General features: G+C 66.1%; 18 protein-coding genes. 11 read left to right on the top strand and 7 right to left on the bottom strand.

Annotated features, from left to right (window positions below; genetic code table 11):
* Positions 1–7: 7 nt before the first annotated feature.
* Entirely contained in the window at positions 8–343 is a 336-nt protein-coding gene (locus tag MFF06_RS16750; RefSeq protein ID WP_238205980.1) for a hypothetical protein, read from the bottom strand.
* Positions 344–991: 648 nt separating this feature from the next.
* Between MFF06_RS16750 and MFF06_RS16745 the strand changes: the two genes are divergently transcribed.
* The 4 genes from MFF06_RS16745 (at position 992) to MFF06_RS16725 (ending at position 5,521) form a co-directional block, all read left to right on the top strand.
* Positions 992–3,208, top strand: a complete 2,217-nt coding sequence (locus MFF06_RS16745; RefSeq protein ID WP_238205978.1) for a tyrosine-type recombinase/integrase — start codon at positions 992–994, stop codon at positions 3,206–3,208.
* 251 nt (positions 3,209–3,459) lie between these two features.
* Positions 3,460–3,648, top strand: a complete 189-nt coding sequence (locus MFF06_RS16740; protein WP_238205976.1) for a hypothetical protein — start codon at positions 3,460–3,462, stop codon at positions 3,646–3,648.
* 33 nt (positions 3,649–3,681) lie between these two features.
* Positions 3,682–4,521, top strand: coding sequence for an aldo/keto reductase (locus MFF06_RS16735; RefSeq protein WP_238205974.1), 840 nt, complete (start codon positions 3,682–3,684; stop codon positions 4,519–4,521).
* A 430-nt stretch (positions 4,522–4,951) separates the two neighbouring features.
* The gene (locus tag MFF06_RS16725; RefSeq protein WP_012322180.1) at positions 4,952–5,521 is read left to right on the top strand and encodes a type 1 glutamine amidotransferase domain-containing protein; all 570 of its coding nucleotides are present in this window, start codon (positions 4,952–4,954) and stop codon (positions 5,519–5,521) included.
* Between the two features lie 110 nt (positions 5,522–5,631).
* Here the strand turns inward: MFF06_RS16725 and MFF06_RS16720 are convergent, their stop codons facing one another.
* From MFF06_RS16720 to MFF06_RS16710, 3 genes are all read right to left on the bottom strand, one after another.
* Positions 5,632–6,045 (bottom strand): ester cyclase, encoded by a 414-nt coding sequence (locus MFF06_RS16720; RefSeq protein WP_012322179.1) that lies wholly within the window; start codon positions 6,043–6,045, stop codon positions 5,632–5,634.
* A gap of 425 nt (positions 6,046–6,470) precedes the next feature.
* Positions 6,471–7,583, bottom strand: a complete 1,113-nt coding sequence (locus MFF06_RS16715) for an alkene reductase (RefSeq protein WP_238205972.1) — start codon at positions 7,581–7,583, stop codon at positions 6,471–6,473.
* A 47-nt stretch (positions 7,584–7,630) separates the two neighbouring features.
* On the bottom strand, positions 7,631–8,452 hold the full coding sequence (locus MFF06_RS16710; RefSeq protein ID WP_238205970.1) for an alpha/beta fold hydrolase: 822 nt from the start codon (positions 8,450–8,452) through the stop codon (positions 7,631–7,633).
* A gap of 748 nt (positions 8,453–9,200) precedes the next feature.
* Here MFF06_RS16710 and MFF06_RS16705 point away from each other — a divergent pair.
* Both MFF06_RS16705 and MFF06_RS16700 read left to right on the top strand, forming a co-directional pair.
* Positions 9,201–10,259, top strand: a complete 1,059-nt coding sequence (locus tag MFF06_RS16705; protein ID WP_238205968.1) for an SDR family oxidoreductase — start codon at positions 9,201–9,203, stop codon at positions 10,257–10,259.
* A gap of 46 nt (positions 10,260–10,305) precedes the next feature.
* Entirely contained in the window at positions 10,306–10,485 is a 180-nt protein-coding gene (locus tag MFF06_RS16700; protein WP_370876687.1) for an SDR family NAD(P)-dependent oxidoreductase, read from the top strand.
* Here MFF06_RS16700 and MFF06_RS16695 read toward each other — a convergent pair.
* Positions 10,475–11,497: a zinc-binding alcohol dehydrogenase family protein gene (locus tag MFF06_RS16695; RefSeq protein WP_238205966.1), complete on the bottom strand. Its 1,023-nt coding sequence runs from the start codon at positions 11,495–11,497 to the stop codon at positions 10,475–10,477. The two genes, MFF06_RS16700 and MFF06_RS16695, sit on opposite strands and share 11 nt — an antisense overlap.
* Before the next feature lie 248 nt (positions 11,498–11,745).
* Between MFF06_RS16695 and tnpA the strand changes: the two genes are divergently transcribed.
* The 4 genes from tnpA to MFF06_RS16675 all read left to right on the top strand — a co-directional run bounded on the left by tnpA (position 11,746) and on the right by MFF06_RS16675 (position 15,401).
* On the top strand, positions 11,746–12,120 hold the full coding sequence (tnpA, locus tag MFF06_RS16690; RefSeq protein ID WP_238205964.1) for an IS66-like element accessory protein TnpA: 375 nt from the start codon (positions 11,746–11,748) through the stop codon (positions 12,118–12,120).
* Positions 12,117–12,464, top strand: coding sequence for an IS66 family insertion sequence element accessory protein TnpB (gene tnpB / locus MFF06_RS16685; RefSeq protein ID WP_238205962.1), 348 nt, complete (start codon positions 12,117–12,119; stop codon positions 12,462–12,464). Before tnpA ends, tnpB begins: the two co-directional genes overlap by 4 nt.
* Entirely contained in the window at positions 12,347–14,002 is a 1,656-nt protein-coding gene (gene tnpC, locus MFF06_RS16680) for an IS66 family transposase (RefSeq protein WP_370876720.1), read from the top strand. The genes tnpB and tnpC overlap by 118 nt, the downstream gene beginning before the upstream one ends.
* 193 nt (positions 14,003–14,195) lie before the next feature.
* Entirely contained in the window at positions 14,196–15,401 is a 1,206-nt protein-coding gene (locus MFF06_RS16675; RefSeq protein WP_238205960.1) for an L-dopachrome tautomerase-related protein, read from the top strand.
* A gap of 500 nt (positions 15,402–15,901) precedes the next feature.
* Here MFF06_RS16675 and MFF06_RS16670 read toward each other — a convergent pair whose 3' ends face one another.
* Positions 15,902–16,309, bottom strand: coding sequence for a winged helix-turn-helix transcriptional regulator (locus MFF06_RS16670; RefSeq protein ID WP_043708367.1), 408 nt, complete (start codon positions 16,307–16,309; stop codon positions 15,902–15,904).
* Positions 16,310–16,420: 111 nt separating this feature from the next.
* Here MFF06_RS16670 and MFF06_RS16665 point away from each other — a divergent pair, with 111 nt between their 5' ends.
* On the top strand, positions 16,421–17,305 hold the full coding sequence (locus MFF06_RS16665) for an SDR family oxidoreductase (protein WP_238205959.1): 885 nt from the start codon (positions 16,421–16,423) through the stop codon (positions 17,303–17,305).
* 168 nt (positions 17,306–17,473) lie between these two features.
* Here the strand turns inward: MFF06_RS16665 and MFF06_RS16660 are convergent, their stop codons facing one another.
* Positions 17,474–18,421 (bottom strand): LysR family transcriptional regulator, encoded by a 948-nt coding sequence (locus MFF06_RS16660; RefSeq protein ID WP_003606740.1) that lies wholly within the window; start codon positions 18,419–18,421, stop codon positions 17,474–17,476.
* Between the last annotated feature and the right edge of the window lie 35 nt (positions 18,422–18,456).

The following is an 18,456-nucleotide window of genomic DNA, read 5'->3' as shown; positions in this document are numbered from 1 at the left end:
CGAGCCGTCATCTCGTTTGATGGGTCAACAATATCCCGGGGGCGATGAAGCCGTTTGGTCCAAAATCGCGCCACACCTTACGGCAACCATTGGGCTTGTTCGACAGCAGGCCAGTTATGAGCCTATGAACCCCACTTTCCAAAGGCGGGTTCGCGAGCGCGGCGGCGGACATGCCGCTCGCGCGTATGGCCTGACGTTCAGCTGCCTCGTTGACTTCGAAGCCCGAGCACCACTCTACGGCAAACTTCGTTGCGACGTCGAGATAAGCGACCTGGTAGTTGAAAGGCTCGGCGACGACGGGTTGTGCAGTGAGAAGCAAGGCGGTGGCAATGGCCCTTCGCATTGTCACTCCGACCAGTGTCCAAGCTGATACCTGACGGCATTCGACATATGGCTGCTTTATGGATGGCCTGTCGACCTTCGCTATGTCTGCGTCGGGTCGAACGTGGAACGTCCGCTTCCGGGCAGACCGCCAGCTTGCGCTGTGGGCGAATGGCGGATCCGACGCCATTCCTCCAAACTGTAGAGTGCTTCGGAACGAGGGTTGACCAGGGTCCACTCTGATGGTCCATTCCCCAGGTCCGATGCCGCACGAGATGGGTGATCGAGGGTCTAACCCCTTTATGTCGTAGCCCTCCGGTTTTGGCTGAGAATCCTGGCGCCCCAGCCAAGCCTCCGCTAAGTCATTGATCTGATTGCATTCGGCTCTCGGCCGCTTCGGCGGCCATACCGATTGTACGCAGAGCTGTTGCACGCGCTTGTCCACAGGGGCAGGCCGTTGACGATTTGTTCTAACGTGTTCCGCCGCGGGGCGGTATACTGGTGGCGAAGGCGATTCCGTTGCGATGAGCGGACACGACCCTCTGGTGCCCCGTTTAGGGGGAAGTCCACCACGGTCGCTCTGAGCCTAGGCACTACCGACCCGGCAGGTGCTCGCACACTTGGCTGGGGGCTCAACGCGGAAAGTCTCCGCGTCCGGGATGACCCCGCCATGCAAACAGCGACTCAAATCCGCGACCACCTCCGCGCCTTCGTCGATCGGGAGCGAAGCGCGCGGATTGCACGCTTGCAGCGTGACCTCAATCCACCGCGCGCGCCTCTCATCGGCGACTGGTCCTCGCTCATGGTGAAACGGGAACGGGAGTATCGGATCTTTGGACGCCTTCAGGCACTAGCGGCCGAGGAAGGCTTCGAAGCGGGGTACGACAGCAAACTCGATGCCCGCCTGAAGCGGGAAGGCTTCAGCCTGACGGAGCGCGGAGCCATCCGACGGCGCATCGAGAACGGTTACCTGCGCGATCTCGGTCGCCCGGACGAGACTGGTCGGCTCACGCCACCGCGCTCTTATCTACAGTCGATGCTGACCAGCATGAACGAGCCTTTGACGGAGGCTGGCCTCAATCGCTGCCTCCGTGGCCTCGCGGCGCTTTCCAGCCATGTTTCACGCGAGTTCGCCTCAACCTATGCCGAGGCGCGTGCAGATCCACGGGAAGCCTGGGCCAATCTCTCAGCGATGCGTGCAAAGGGCGAAGTACCCCGCGACACATTGGGCTGGGCCAAGTCGGACTTCGACGGCGCCGACAGCTTCGAATGGGGCAACTTCGAAGTCGACTTACCTACCCCGTCGCAGCAGGCGATGGACGATGATGAGAGATCTAACGCTCGCCAAACCGAGCCTGCATCCTCTCGGACTTCCGAACAAGATGCTGTGCCCAGCAGGCGAGACCAGACCTCCGCCGCGCCGACGCCTCCTCATCAAACGGATAGCGCTGCGCCTGAGCAGGCCTCAGAAACCCTTGGCACTACGTCAGTGAATGAAGGTCGGAACCCGGTTGAGAACGCCACCATCGGCACCGAGGTTCTCAACCAAGAAAGCTCAAATTGTAACGACAATCAAACTGAGACGCCCTCTGCCGAAAAGACAAATTCTCTCATAGAAATCGTCGAAGAGCTCATCGGTCACAAAGGTAAGACGTGGGACGAGAAGACCCAGCGTCAGCATCGGGCCGTCTCCAAGATGCTGGTCGCTATCGCGGGCACTGACGATCTGGGAGAGATCAAACACGCCCATTGCGTCGCCTATGTCCAGAATCTCTCGAACTTGCCGAAGTCTTACGGCAAAAGCCAACGGGATGCGGAACTCTCGATCGCGGATCTTCTCGAACGTGGGCAGAGGTTACGGGCTTCTGGACAGGCCGAGAAAGTCGGGCTCAGTCCTGCGACGGTCAACCGGCATATCACACAACTTTCGACCATTTTGAAATACTGCCGCGCCAATCAGCGTCCGATCGGAGAAGTGGAGCTCTTACGCGACTTTCGCCTGATCGACCCCCAACGGGATGGCGACAAGCGACCTGCCTTCGAGGTTGAAGATGTCGAGCGGCTCTTCACGCATCCCGTCTGGACGTCGACGACGTCCGAGGTGGATATGCAGCAGATCGCCAGCCGACAGCAGATTTTCGCGGCCGTCTATTGGCTGCCGCTTCTCGGCTACTACACCTGCGCACGCTTGTCGGAATTGACCTATCTCGAGATCGACGACGTTGATGTAACGCGGGGCACGCTGAGGATCAGGCCAACCCGCAGACGGCGTCTCAAGAATGCGGTGTCACAGCGAACTCTGCCGATCCATCCCGAACTTATTCGGCTCGGCTTCCTCGATTTTGTGCAGAGACGGTCGGGAAAACGAACGGACCTGATTTTTTCGGAGATTGAACAGCTCGGTGAAAACACCCCACTGTCGAACTTGTTCGACAAGCGCTGGAGCGTCGTCCTGGACGAAGCCGTGCCGTTGGCACGGGAAGAAGGAAAAACGTTTCATTCCTTCCGGCACTTCGGCAACATGGAAATGATTTTGGCCCTTGTCCTCGATCCGATACGCGAGTCGATGATGGGTCACGAGGGCGCCACAGTGAATTCGCGCCACTATAAAAAGACACTCAAGCCCGAGAAGCTTCAAACTGCTATCTCTGCCATACCGGAGGTCACGCGGAGCTTGATCGCGTACGACTGGTCGCTGATGGAGAAGGCGTTCATGGAAGACCCGCCGAAATTAAGAGCAGCACGACCTTGTGGGGCGCGACGTCCGACATCCAGCGGATCACCCCGGCATGCTTCAGGCAAGGATCGCATCATCGTGCCTGAACGTTCGCCACGTTCTGTCGAAACCCGCTCAGAACCACGCCGCAAACTGAAAAACACGACCTAACCGACTATGGATCGCGTCCGCTTAGGTGTGTCCTTTGTCCTGAGCGGACATTCGGCTTTGCGCCCATTCCAGTCACGTGATGGTCCTCGTGTGCGTCTCCGAAGCAGACATCGATCAAGCCGGCGGCCACGACATCCTCATGTTGTGACACATCAGCGGGCTTTGGAAGGCACGCCTAAGCGCAAGATCGCAGCATCCAGATCTTTAGGTGGGGTACGGCGACGACGGAATGTGCGACCAAACGGTGCGGTATGACGGTGCGCACCGCCCAACAACACGGACAAGCCGACATGGACCGGCAGCTGACGCACGCCCAGAAGGGCGAGCTCAACCGGGCCTGCCTCGCCACCCACCGTTTCTCCCTTGAGGACGGAACGCGCGGCTACGACATGTTCAAGCACAAGACGGACGGCTGCTTGCGCGCGGTGTTCGCGCCTTGAACGCACTTGTCGTCCGCGGATGGAGGGGAAGGCATGGAGCAGCGCCCGTTTGGTGCCGTACCGCGTGATGTTGCGGTGATCGGCCAGGGAACCTGGTACATCGACGACGCGCACCGGCCCACCGCGGTCGCAGCGCTGCGCCGCGGCCTCGACCTCGGCATGACGCACATCGATACCGCCGAGATGTACGGTGACGCCGAGACCGTGGTCGGCGAGGCAATCGCCGGGCGGCGCGATGACGTATTCCTCTTCTCCAAGGTTCTCCCCAGCAACGCCTCCCTTGCCGGGACGGTGGCGGCCTGCGAGCGCTCGCTCGCGCGCCTGCGCACCGACAGGCTGGACTGTTACCTGCTGCACTGGCCTGGCTCGCATCCCCTTGAGGACACCTTCGCCGGCTTCGAGCGGCTCCGCGAACAAGGCAAGATCCTGTCCTGGGGGGTGAGCAACTTCGATGTGCCCAACCTCGAAGCCGCCTGGAAGGCCGGGGGCGAGGGGCGCATCGCCTGCAACCAGGTTCTCTACCACTTGGAGGAGCGTGCAATCGAGCACGCCGTCCAGCCCTGGTGCGAGGATCACGGCATCGCCGTCGTCGCCTACAGCCCATTCGGCCATGGCAGCTTCCCTGGCCCACGAACATCGGGCGGCCGCGTCCTGGATGAGATCGCGGCGAACCATGGCGCCACCGCCCGTCAGGTCGCGCTCCGGTTCCTGGCGCGGAGGCCGTCCACTTTCACGATCCCCAAGGCGTCCAGTCCCGAGCATGCCGCCGACAACGCCAGCGCTGGCCCGCTGCGGCTGACGGAAGACGAGCTCATGCGGATCGACGCAGCGTTTCCGCGGGGTCCCCGACCGCGCCACCTCCCTATGTTGTAGGCCCGTGATGCCCACTTGATCAGGGCAGATGACCGTCCCGCTGTCTCGAAGCCCCGCCCGGCAGCGGACGATCCCGCCGCTAGGCGGGGATTCGCGGATCGTCCGAACGACCCAAGCTGCCTGCCGAGAGGTGAAGGCGCCTCGAACATGCGTCGTGGCGACCGTTCGGCGGATGGGCGCCCCCTCGGGCCGCAAGGGAACTCGTTCGTATCCCGGGAGATGACTTTCCGCCCAGCGCACAGTCTGGCGGCGCACCGGCCGCTCGGTTCGGTGATGCGGGCGCGTCTCCGAGTCTATCGGGCGCTGACCGCCGTCCGCCACCGCGAAAACGGCGTCGCGGCCGGGATACCTCCGGCATCGACCGCATCCCGTCGTGAGGAACGGCGCGACGGTGCCTCCTTTAGATTCCGACACCCAGAAGGACGATGACATGAGCTTGCAGGGCAAGAAGATCGCGATCCTGATCGCACCGCGCGGCACCGAGGATCCGGAGTTCGCCAAGCCGCATGAGGCGGTGAAGCAGGCCGGGGCGACCGTGACTGTCATCGGTCTGGAGGCCGGCGAAGCCGAGACAGTCAACAACGACCTCGATCCCGCCAACCGCTACAAGGTGGACAGGACCATCGAGGGGGCGTCGGCCGCGGACTACGACGGCCTCGTCGTGCCCGGCGGCTGCGTCGGCGCCGACAAGCTCCGGGCGAGCAAGGATGTCGTGGCGTTCGTCCGGGACTTCTTCGCCGCGGGCAAGCCGGTCGGGGTCATCTGCCACGGGCCGTGGACCCTGATCGAGGCCGACGTCGTGAAGGGCCGGACGCTGACCTCATACCCCACGGTTCGCCGCGACATCGAGAACGCCGGCGGCACCTGGGTCGACGAGGAGGTCGTCTGCGACAAGGGGCTTGTCACCAGCCGCACGCCCAAGGACCTGCCTGCCTTCTGCGCCAAGATCGTCGAGGAGTTCGCGGAGGGCCGCCATCCCGACCAAGCCCGGAGCGCCTGAGGCGTCGGGAAGCCGAAAATTGGCTCTTGAGACCCGGGGCGGCCCATGGGCCGCCCCGGGTCATGTCTTGAGGACGTCCCGCGGCCGGGACGCCTTCGCGGAAGCCTCCGTCAACCCTCGATGGCGCCTATCTGCTTCAGGATGCCGAGCTCGTCGGACGAGCCCCACCGCTCGACCATCTTGCCGTCGACGAAGCGGCCGATCTGCATGCCGCGGACCTTGATGGCCTTCCCGGTCGGCTTGTGGCCGTTGAAGTCACCCTGGTGCGTGCCGGTGAGCGTATAGGCGAAGGCGACGCTGTCCCCGTCGGCGACGAGCTTCTTCACCTCGACCTGCATGTCGGGGAACGCCGTGCGGAGTTCGGTGAAGAAGGCCTTGTATCCCTCGGGACCCATGTGCTGGCCCGGAGCCGGGTCGTGATCATGGCAGTCCGGGGCGACGACCTCGGGGAAGGCGTCGAACTGGCCACCGTTGACGAGTTCTCCGAACTTCTCGGTCGCCTGGATGCTGCTCTCGCGGGACATGGTGCTCCTTGGGTTCGGATTGGTAGGATCGGGGCGTCTCAGTCGAAGGCTAGGAAACCCGCGCCATGCCCGGTCGTTGCACGCCGCCCTCGCGAGGCCGCGCTGGGACCCGGTGCCGGAGCGACGCGGCGCGCCGGCCCGCATGTCGGCACGGGTTGTAGGCGACCGAGGACGCATCCTCGGCGCCACGTCGCATACTCACCGACTTGGCGCCCTCGGAGGCTCGGAGCGCGGTTTCGAGCAACTTGCCCCTGGTGGTGGTGACCCACGCGCGATGCCGGCCGGGGTACACACCGGCCGCTCGGTTCGATCCTGCCGGCAAGGCCGAGGTTGGCCGAGCGCTCTCCCGCGCGCAGCAAGACACTCACACGATACAAGCCGTCGCCTCGGTCACAATCGGCGACGTGCCGATCTCCGTGATCGGTTCAGCGCCGTACCGGTACCGGCCCGTCCATGCCCGGCCAGTCGGAGTAACCGGTCGCACCGCCGCCGTACCAGTATTGCTTGGGTGCCTCGGCCAGCGGTGCCCCGCTCGCCAGCCGCCCGACGAGGTCCGGGTTGGCAAGGTAGGGCCGGCCGAAGCTGAACAGATCGGCGCGCCCCCCGGCCAGTTCCTTCTCGGCGAGATCCAGGGTGTTCTGGTTGTTGCCGATATAGGCGCCCTCGAACCGGCGCCGCAGGTCGAGGAAATCGACGCCGTCCGGCACATCACGGGTCTGCTGCGTGACGCCCTCGATCGTGTGAATGTAGAGCAAGCCGAACTCGTTGAGCGCATCGACATAGGCGCCGAAGGTGGCATGCGTCTCGGAATCGAGCGGTGTCTCGCCGGGCTGCGTCGTGGCGGGCGACAGCCGGATGCCGACGCGGCTTCCGCCGTCCCAGGCCTCGGTCACCGCACGGACCACCTCAAGCGGGAACCGCAAACGATTCTCGATCGAGCCACCGTAGCGATCGGTTCGCTTGTTGGTCGAATCTCGCACGAACTGCTCCAGCAGGTAGTTGTTGGCCGAGTGGACCTCGACCCCGTCGAAGCCGGCGCGCTTGGCGTTCACGGCCGCGCGCCGGTAATCATCGACGATGCCAGGGATCTCGTCGGTCTCCAACGCCCGCGGGGTGACGTGGGGCTTCATCCCCTCCATCGTGAAGGCAGTTCCCTCCGGCTTCACCGCCGAAGCGGAGACCGGGAGTTCGCCCCCTGGCTGCAGGTCGGGATGGGATATCCGGCCGGTGTGCCACAGCTGGAGGAAGATGCAGCCGTCGTTGGCGTGGACCGTCGAGACGATGCGCTTCCAAGCCTCGATCTGCTCGTCCGACCAGATGCCCGGCGTGTAGGCATAGCCCACGGCCTGCTGCGAGATATTAGTAGCCTCTGAGATAATGAGGCCGGCGCTGGCACGCTGGCCGTAATAATCGGCGGCGAAGTCCGGCGGTACGCCCGCGGTCGAAGACCGGCTGCGGGTCAGCGGCGCCATCACGATGCGGTTCTTGAGGTGCAGATCGCCGATTGTTACGGGTTGGAGGATCGGGCTCGTCGTCATGGTACCTCGGATTATGTGTGCGGGGGGAATGGTGAGCGGAGCGCGGGTCAGCCCTTCAGAAAGGTGATCAGATCCGCGTTCAGCCGTTCGGCATGGGTGAACGGCACGGCATGCGGCGCGCCGTCATAGACGACGAACTCGGCGCCGGGGATCGCGGCGGCTGTGGCCTTGCCCGACACGTCGATCGGCACGGTCCGGTCGGCATCGCCGTGGATCACGAGGGTCGGCACGCGAAACGCGGCCATGTCGGCGCGGAAGTCGGTCTCGGCGAAGGCCGTCACGCAGGCGGTCGTCGCCTTCGGCGACCCGCGCATCGCGAGGGTGCCGGTCCATTCGATCAGGTCGGACGAGACCGGCGATGAGAGCATCCCAACCCCGAAGAACGTCTTTGCGAAAGTCGCCATGAAGTTCGGGCGGTCCTTCTTCAGCCCGGCGATCATGCCGTCGAACACCGCTGGGTCGACGCCGTCTGGGTTGTCGGCCGTCTTGAGCATATAGGGCGTCACCGACGAGACGAGCGCGGCCCGAGTGACCCGGGCGCCGCCATGCCGGCTCATGTACCGGGCGATCTCGCCGCCGCCCATTGAGAACCCGACCAGCGCTACGTCCTGCACATCGAGGGCGTCGAGCACGGATTTCAGGTCGTCGGCGAGGGTGTCGTAATCGTAGCCGTCCCAGGTCTGGTCAGAACGGCCGAAACCGCGGCGGTCGTAGGCGATGGTGCGAAAACCAGCCTCGGTGACCGTCCGCTGCTGGAACTCCCACATGTCGGCATCGAGCGGCCAGCCGTGGATGAGCACGACCGGCCGACCGCGTCCCCAGTCCTTGAAAAAAAGCTGCGCGCCGTCGTGGGCCGCGATGAAGGGCATGATGGTCTCTCCGGTCGGACGATCGTCTCTCACACGACCGGTTCCGGGCCGCCTTGGTTCCCCGGGGTGAAACCTGCGCGGATGGCGCACACCGCATTCAGTGCGCTGCGGAAAGCGCCGGTGGACCGCCGAGGAAACGCGCCGGATCATCTAGCGGCAACGGCTCGTCCGCACCTGACGTGTTCGTTCAGCCCGCAGCGCCAGACGAACCGGTGTCTCCGACCCACCAAGCCAGCGATCACGATCGCTAAACGACTGCCTTGAGCGAGCGTTTATCCGCTTTCAAGCGCCGGATCTGAAGCGGTGAGCGGCTGGGTTGGGTCAAAAGCAGACCCTCGCCTGGTAGTTTGAGCTTCGACCCTGTTGTGCCCACCGCTCCACGTCTGCGAGGATTCAAGGGACAACAAGGCACGCGGGCTCTGGGGGGAGCGCGACCCCGACCGCCTCGCGTGGTCCTGTCGCCTGATTGAAACGGTCGTGCCCGGCGATACGCGACGGGCCGAGCTGCAGGCCATGCTGGAATAGCGCTCATACGGGCCTTCGGCGTGTAGAAGGTCATCGCTCGCGACCTCTCCGAGGTCGAGGATCGTTGCAGGCGTGCGATGGGCGAGGCGCGGACCGGATCATCGAGCGTGCGAACCTAGGCCGAGGACGGCAGCTTTCCTTTGGGTAAGACTGGTTCAGGAAGCGGTCGCCTCCCACGCGTCCCGCCAACCCCCAGCTTACGGGAAACGGGAGCGAGCCAACCATGCAAAGAAAAGTCCTCGTCGCCGGCGCCCAGGGCGTCATCGGCCGCGCCGCAGCCGCTCGCCTCGCTGCTCGACCCGATACCCAAGTGCTGGGGCTGTCGCGACGGACCGAGCCGTCCATCCCGAACGTCGAGGCGGTCTCGGTCGACCTGCTCGACCCCGGACAGGTCCGGGACCGCCTCGGCGGCATCCGCGACGTCACCCACATCGTGTTCGGCGCCTACATCGAAAAGCAGACCGCCGCCGAGAAGAGCACGGTCAACGTCGCCATCCTGCGCAACCTGCTCGACGTCGTCGAGGAGACCTCACCGGGCCTGCGCCACGTCACGTTCTACCAGGGCGGCAAGGCCTACGGCGCCGATCTCGGCCCGTTCAAGACGCCCGCCCGCGAAGACGACCCGCGCCTGATGCCGCCGAACTTCTACTACGACCAGGAGGATCTCCTGCGTGAGCGCCAGAAGGGCAAGGATTGGTCGTTCACGGCCCTTCGGCCAGAGGCGGTCTGCGGCTTCGCGGTCGGCAACCCGATGAACCTGCTGACGGTGATCGCCGTCTATGCGGCCATCTCGAAGGAACTCGGCATCCCGCTTCGATTCCCGGGAACCGAGGCCGCCTACCGGGCACTCTACCAGGTCAGCTCCGCCGACATCCTGGCCGAGGCCGCCGACTGGGCCGGTACGACGCCGGCTGCGCGAAACGAGATCTTCAACATCACCAACGGCGACTACTTTCGCTGGCAGCACATGTGGCCGCGGATCGCGCGTATGTTCAACATGGACTGGGCCGATCCGATCCCGATGCCGCTCGCGACCTACATGGCCGACAAGGGGCCGCTCTGGGATAGAATGACCGAACGCCACGGGCTACAGCTGATCCCCTATGACAAGGTGGCTTCGTGGCCCTTCGGCGATTTCATCTTTGCCAGCGGCTTCGACAACATCAGCAGCACGATCAAGGCCCGCCAGGCCGGATTCCATGCCTGCATCGACACCGAAGACATGTTCCGTAACCAGTTCCGGCACCTGAGCGACCTGAAGGTCATCCCGCCCGTCGCCTGAAATCCGGCATCGCCCACGGCATCACCCGTTAGGAAGGAAGCCGAACATGTCCCGCTTCGAGAAGAGGCGCGTCATCACTGGTGCCGGAAGCGGCATCGGCGCCGCCACCGCGAAACGGTTTGCGTCGGAGGGCGCTTCCGTCGTCCTGAACGGCCGGGACCGGGGCAAACTCGACCGGCGTCCCAGCTCTGAGCCGGGACGCTTCGCGTGCCGGCTTAGTCGCTGAACCCAGTGAGGACGACCTTGCCCCTCGCCTTCCCGCTCTCGATGAGCGCGTGGGCGCGTGCCAGGTTGGCGGCGTTGATCGGACCGAAGGTCTCGCTCAACGTCGTGCGCAGCCGTCCCGCGTCGATCAGGCGGGCGATCTCGGTCAGGATCGCGTGCTGCCGTTCCATGTCGGAGGTCTGGAACAACGAACGGGTGAACATCAGCTCCCAGTGCAGCGACAGGCTCTTGGGCTTGAGCGGCATCACGTCCAGGGTCTCGGGATCGTCGATCGGGCCGAGGCGACCCTGTGGTGCGAGGAGCTCGATGATCTGCGGGAGATGCGCACTGGTCTGCGTCGTCGCGAACACGAACCCGGGCGACCCGGGAAGACCGAGCGCCGCCACCTCGGTGGCGAGGGGCTTCGCATGGTCGATCACGTGGTGGGCGCCGAGGTCCCGGCACCATTGCGCCGTCTCGGGGCGCGAGGCCGTAGCGATCACGATGAGATCCGTGAGCTGCCGGGCGAGCTGGATCGCGATCGAGCCGACGCCGCCGGCGCCGCCGACGATCAGGATCGCGGGGGCGGCACCCGGAACGGGCGTGGCGACGTCGAGCCGGTCGAACAACATCTCCCAAGCGGTCAGCGCGGTAAGCGGTAGCGCCGCGGCGGCGGCGAAATCGAGGCTGGCTGGCTTGGCACCGACGAGGCGCTCGTCCACGCACTGGAACGCGGCGTTGCTACCTGGCCGGTCGAGCGCACCGGCATAGAACACCGCGTCGCCGGGCTTGAACAGGCGCGCCTCGGGTCCGACCGAGACCACCGTTCCGGCCGCATCCCAGCCGAGAACCTTCGGCTCGCAACCCTGCTTGTAGGCGCCTTGGCGCACCTTGGTGTCGATTGGGTTCACGGAAACGGCCTGCACGCGTACGAGCAGGTCGCGCCCAACCGGCACGGGATCGGGAAAGGTGGTGTCGAGGAGGGCGTCCGGCGCATCGATCCGGGCGCCTTCGGTGTAGGTCACAGCACGCATGAGTGTCTCCCAGGATGTCGCAACGGGCGATCCCGCGCCGCCGTCCTAGGCTGCCTCATAGCGTGCCGCCTCCTTTGGCGCAGCGGCATGACGCGCATATTACGCCGCTGCTGCTGAGACGGTAAGGCAGGGGCGAAATGTTGACTCAAAGTAAGCGCTTGGTGACGGCTGCCTTGCGCGGATAGTGGCGCGCTCTGGATACAGGTGCTGGCGTCAGATGGCGCTGTATCGGCCCTGGGTCTGGACCTATGACTTCTCCCTCGCACGTCGTGGTCGCCGGCACGCGCCGGGCGTGGTCGCCGGAGCAGAAGCGGGCGATCCTGGCCGAGGCGGACGTGCCGGGCACGTCGGCCTCGGCGGTGGCACGCCGGCACGGGCTGCATTCCAGCCTGCTGTTTCGCTGGCGCCGCGCGGTCCTGGCTGAACAGCGGGCGGCGGTGGCACCCGCCGGGCCGGCGTTCGTGCCGCTGGCCCTGCCGGCCCCCACGGCCGGCGCGCCCATCGTGCCGGCGGAGCCCGGCCCCATCGAGATCGAGCTGGCCGGCGGCCACCGGGTGCGGGTGCCGGCCGGGACCGACCTCGCACTCCTGCGGGGCGTACTCGCAGCGCTGACCGGCCGATGATCCCGGTCCCCTCCGGCGCGCGGGTGTGGCTGGCCACCGGGCACACTGACATGCGCAAGGGCTTCGACGGTCTGGCCACCCTGGTGCAGGACCATCTCGCCCGCAACCCGTTCTCGGGACAGGCGTTCGTGTTCCGCGGCCGGCAGGGGCACCTGATCAAGGTGCTGTGGTGGGACGGTCAGGGGCTATGCCTGTTCGCCAAGCGTCTGGAGAAGGGCCGCTTCGTCTGGCCGGCCACGGCGGGGGCCGCGGCCGCGCTGACCCCGGCGCAACTCGCGATGCTGCTGGAGGGTATCGATTGGCGGGCCCCCGTGCGCACCGACCGGCCCCGGATCGCCGGCTGAGCGCGGTGGAGTACCGAGGCAGCAGCGTCCGGGCGCATGGATGTGGCGAGCCCCCTCGGTACGGCTTAAGCTGTCTGATCGAGAAGCTGCGCGGCGAACTCGCCCGGCTGAAGCGAGCTGGGTTCGGCACCGCGTCGGAGAGGCTCGGGGGGCGCGTCGAGCAGCTCGAACTGGCCATCGAGACGCTGGAGGTCGACGAGGCCGAACGTCTGGCTGCCATGCCCGCTGTCGCCGGGGCGGTGGAGGCAGCGCGTATCCGGCCGGCGCGGCGGCCTCTGCCCGGGCACCTGCGGCGCGAGAGCATCGTCCACCCCGGCCCCTGCGCCTGCCCAGCCTGCGGCGGTGCGCTGCGGCGGATCGGCGAGGACGTGACCGAGAGCCTCGACTACGTGCCGGGCCGGTTCAAGGTCGTGCGCCACGTGCGCGAGGCCTTCGCCTGCCGGGCCTGCGAGCAGGTGGTCCAGACGCCGGCGCCCCACCACGCCATCGCCCGCGGACGCGCCGGCCCGGGTCTGCTCGCCCACATCGCGGTGGCCAAGTTCGACGACCACCTGCCGCTCTATCGCCAGGCCGAGATCTACGCCCGCGACGGGGTCGATCTGGCCACCTCGACGCTCTCGGGTTGGCTGGGCGCGACGGCCGCGGCGGTGATGCCGCTCGTCGACCTGCCGCGGCGGGAGGTGATCGCCGGCTCGGACGTGCTGCACGGCGACGACACGCCGGTCCCGGTGCTGGCGCCGGGCACCGGCAAGACCCGGACCGGCCGGCTCTGGACCTACGTGCGCGACGAGCGCCCCCACGGCGGCGCCCGGCCGCCGGCGGCGGTGATCTTCGCCTCGCCCGACCGCCGGGGCGAACGTCCGCTCGCGCACCTGGCGCGCTTCTCCGGGGTGCTGGTGGCCGACGGCTACGCCGGCTTCAACGGGCTGTACGCGGGGACGCGCCCAGGTGGTGCTCTCACCGAAGCGGCCTGTTGGGCTCATGTGCGGCGCAAGATCTTCGACGTGCACGCCGCGACCGGCTCGGCGCTGGCCGCGGAGGCGCTGGCGCGGATCGGCGCGCTCTACGGGATCGAGCGTGAGCTGCACGGCAAGCCGCCCGACGCCCGCACCCGTGAACGACAGGCCCGCGCGAAGCCGCTGGCGGCGGCGCTGAAGGTGTGGGCGCAACTGTGCCTCACCCAGTTGCCGGGTCGGTCCGAACTGGCCAAGGCGCTGCGCTACATGCTGGCGCGCTGGCCGGCGCTCGCCCGCGCCTTCGACGACGGGCGCATCGCGCTCGACAACAACGCGGCCGAGCGGGCACTGCGCGGCGTCGCGGTCGGGCGCAAGAATTACCTGTTCGCCGGCTCCGACCTCGGGGCCGAACGCGCGGCCGCCTTCTACAGCCTGATCGAGACGGCCAAGCTGAACCGGCTCGATCCCGAGGCCTATTTGCGTGACGTGCTCACATGCATCGCCGATCATCCGGTCAAGCGGCTGACCGATCTGCTGCCCTGGAACTGGACGCAAGCCCAGCCAGCCGCGCACGCCGCCTGACCAGGCGGCCGCTCACCGAGCGCTTACGGCGATCCGGAAAAAGAGGGCGAGGCGACAGCCGTTCTCGGCGAAGATGCGCAACCCCGGCACCGGGCATACGCCTGATGTTTGCCCGGTGCGAGCGCTTACCTGTGCCGGGGAGCCGAGATCGTGCTGAGGAGTTGGCTGGCATACCCCTCGGAGAGTGCCCAGTATGAAACTTTCAGCGAGCGCCCATTTCGGTCTGGCCCTAGCCCTGATGGCCAGTACCGCAGCGCTAGTGGGTCCCGCCCTAGCCCAGAGCCGCGCTCCAGCCGATGGCAATCTCACCCAGATCGCGAGCTTCGCGCATCAGGTCACAGGGATCACCGTAAGCCGAGACGGGCGTATGTTCGTCAACTTCCCGCGTTGGAGTGAGGACGCTCCGGTCTCGGTTGCCGAGTTGAAGGATGGCAAGCCGGTCGCTTATCCGAACGATGACTGGAACAGCTGGCGCAATGCCAGGAAGGACGAGGTCGATCCCAAAACACACTTCGTCTGCGTTCAGAGCGTCGTCGCCGATGGGCAGGATCGCCTTTGGGTGGTCGACGCCGCCGCACCGGCGATGGCGCATGTGGTCAAGGACGGAGCCAAGCTCGTGGGTATCGACCTGAAGACCAATCAGGTCGTGAAGACAATCCCGTTCGATCCCAGCACGGTGATGCAGGCCTCCTACATCAACGACGTACGCATCTCGCCCGATGGCAAGACCGCCTACCTGACGGACTCCGGGGCTGAGGGGGCGCTGATCGTGGTCGATCTCGACAGCGGTTCAGCCAAGCGCGTGTTGTCCGGCCACCCCTCGACGATGCCGGACAAGAGCGTGACCATACAGTACGACGGCAAGCCGCTCCGTCGCCCCGATGGGCGCGGCGTCGAGTTCTCCGCCGACGGCATTGCACTCTCCCCTGATGGAAAGACACTCTACTGGCAGGCCATCAAGGGTAAGACCCTCTACAGCCTCCCCACTGACGCACTGACAGGTTGGGCCACGGCATCATTCGTGCCCGAGTCGCTGAGCGACAGAACCCTGAGCGGGAAGATCGCCACGGTCGGCGAGAACGGGCCGGCTGACGGGCTACTGATCTCTCGCAAGGACGGGCGGATGTATGTCACCTCACCGCAGGACAACGCAGTGAAGGTCCGCGACCTGACCAAGCCGGACGGTGGCCTGACCACGCTGGTTCAGGACGACAGGCTCCGGTGGCCGGATACGTTCAGCGAAGGGCCCGATGGCACGATCTACGTGACGACGTCCCACATTCAGGACTCGGCGGATTACAAGCCCGGCGCCCCTATCAGCTTGCCGACCGAGTTGTGGGCCATCAAGGCTAACCAAGCCGCTGTCACAGGGTCGACGGGTTCGGGAACCGCCCGCTGAAGACAGGCGGGATCCCGTATCGCACCACGAGAGCCCGCCCTGCAGCTGCCGCGGCGGGCTTTCTCAGCAGTGATCGACTTATCTGATGCGGCATGTTCGGGAGAGCGGAGTTCCAACTCGGCTTCGGAGCATGTGCACCCTTCCAGTCGATGCCGCGACCGACTGCCGGCTGCTTCTTTCTGGCTGCCTGTTAAATCGGCCAAGTCGCTTTCCACACCGGACCAAAGGTGGCGCACGGCTGACGAACGGCCGCTTCGGAGATGCGCACAAGGCGGTCCGGGCGGCCGGGTTGGGTCGGTAGGAGGCCGTCCGCTTTTCTGGTCAACCTCCTCCGGAGCGCTCGTTCCGCTTTCGGCCAGCATCGGTCTCACCGATAGGCCCGTCAGGATGACTGGGGAGGGGGGATTTCTGCCTGTCTGCTTCCGAGCGACAGAAGCATCGGAGCGGACATCGTCAAGGCGCCCGCTTCCGACCCTTTCGGACGCCAGGAACGTCCACTCTCAGGTACTTGGAGCAGCACCATCGAATCGAAGGCGGGCATCCACTACGGTTTGATGGTTAGCTTCGGCCCATTCGATCAGCACTTGCAGGGGACCTAGGAGTGACCGACCCAGATCCGCCAACCGGTATTCAACGCTCGGTGGGCTGGTTGGGAACACATGGCGGGTGATGAGCCCATCACGCTCCAGATTACGCAGACACTGCGTCAACATTCGCTTCGAAATATCGGGGATGGACCGGTTCAGCTCGCCGAACCGCCGAGGACCGCCGGCCAGTGCGATCACGATCAAGGTTGTCCATTTGTCGCCGAGGTGATCGAGCACGTCCCGGACTGGGCAGTGGGCCGGATCGAGTCTCATGCGCTGCCAGCTATCGAACTTGCTGGCTAGCCCGTTCGCGTCGCTCATGCAGGCGGTTCCTTCCAAGTCACCAGGCTCCTAGAACCTGCCTCCTTACAGGCAATTTGGGTCTCATTTATAGACCTTGTGCGGAATACGAACCGCTTAGGATTTTTCCCTATGACGCTCTCCTCGCACACACGTCTGTTCGTAACAGGGACCACCGGCCAACTTGGGCGCCTCGTCATTCAGGACCTGCTCCGGACCGTGCCCGCCGCACAGGTGGTCGCCGGTGTCCGCGATGCCGGAAGCGAAGGGGCCAGGAAGCTGGCCGGGCTCGGCGTCGAGGTCCGCATGGCCGACTATGCCAGGCCCGACACGCTCGCCACGGCCTTCGAGGGCATCGAGCGGCTGTTGCTGATCTCCTCCAGCGAGGTCGGTCAACGCGCGGTCCAGCATCAGAACGTCATCGCCGCCGCCAAGGCTGCCGGTGTCCGCCTGATCGCCTACACCAGCCTCCTCCATGCCGACACGTCTCCCCTGGCCCTCGCGGAGGAACACCGCGCCACCGAGGCGATGCTCGCGGCGTCGGGGGTGCCCCATGTCCTGCTGCGCAACGGCTGGTACACCGAGAACTATGCGGCCTCGATCCCTCCCGCGCTCGCACACGGCGTCTTCCTCGGGAGCGCGGGAGAAGGTCAGATCGCCTCCGCGACGCGGGCCGACTACGCGGCGGCCGCAAGCATCGCGCTGACCGCCGAGACCGACCAGGTCGGGCGTATCTACGAATTGGCAGGCGACGAAGCCTACACCCTATCCGACTTCGCCAAGCTCATATCCCAAGCCTCGGGCAAGCCGGTCGCCTACCGGAACCTGCCCGAGGCGGAGTTCAAGGCCGCCTTGATCGGCGCAGGGCTACCCGACGCCTTTGCCGGCCTTTTGGCCGACTCGGATGCAGGCGCCGAGAAGGGCGCCCTCTTCGATGATGGCCGCCAACTCAGTGCGCTCATCGGCCGGCCGACCACCTCGACCTCATCCGTGATCGAGGCAGCACTCAAGGGTTGATCAGCAAACCCCCGCCGCCCGGGATAGGTACAGACCCCTCGTGGCGGCGGAGTTGGGTAATAGACCGAGCATGTGAGAACACGCCGCTGTCATCGCGCCGTTCCGCACAGCCCCACTCTGAGCCGACGCTCCTCGACGGCCGAGGAACGACTCCGGGAACCGCTCGCATCAGGTGCCCTCGGCTTGATCCGGCTCGACGGCGAAGCGCTTCATCATCTCGGAGCGAACGTGCTCGCGAAAGACGCGCACGCGTGCCGGCAATTCCCGGCCGGCGAGGCTCACGGCCCGGAGCGCCCCGCCCGCCGTCGCCCAAGGTGCCAGCACCCGTACGAGCGCCCCGTTCGCGACGGAGCCGGCCGCCACGGCGCTCGGCAGATGGCCGATGCCTGTCCCGGCCAGCGTCAGCCGAAGCACCGTGGCGAAGTCGCTCGCCCGGACCGCAGGGCTGAGCGCGACCTGTTCCGTCCGGCCCTGGCCGTCGCTGAGCATGATGCCCAGCGCTCCAGGCCTTTCGCGCGAGAGGATCAGGTCGTGCTCTGCCAGGGCCGCGAGGCTCATCGGCGCCGGACGCCGCGCGAGGTAGTCCGGTGCCGCGTAGAGCCCGATCCAGAGACGCAGGAACAGCGCGGCCCTGTAACCGGTCTCCTCGGTGTCGCCCAGGCGCAGGGCGAGGTCGATCCGGTTGGCCGCGAGATCGAGCCGCGCGTCCGTGTTAATCATATCGACCGTGATCTGCGGGTAGGCCCGGCGGAAGCTCGCGACGATCCCCGGCATCAACTCGATGCCGAAATCGACCGAGGTCGTCACCCGGAGGTGGCCTGCAGGAACGGTGCGGGCGTCACGCGCGGTCTCGGCCGCCTCGTCGAGGAGCGCGAGGCTCTCCTGCACCTTGGCATAGAAGGCTAGGCCCTCCGCGGTCGGCGACACCGCGCGGGGATGGCGGGCCATCAGGGTGGCGCCGAGCGCAGCCTCCAGGCGCGAGATGCGTCGGCTGAGGCTACCCTTGGTCTCGCCCCGGCTCGCCGCGGCCGCCGTCACGGTGCCCAGGTCGACAACCGCGCAGAAGGCGCGCAGGTCGTCCAATCCGCCGCCAAAGGTTTCCGTTTTCGCAACCATGTGGTTCCGAATAGCAGGCTCAACCTCGGCCGCCA

Source organism: Methylobacterium aerolatum (assembly GCF_022179085.1).
In the GTDB taxonomy this organism is placed as follows: Bacteria; Pseudomonadota; Alphaproteobacteria; order Rhizobiales; family Beijerinckiaceae; genus Methylobacterium; species Methylobacterium aerolatum.
The sequence above is the reverse complement of the archived record's forward strand: the minus strand, read 5'-3'. Positions and strand labels throughout refer to the sequence as shown.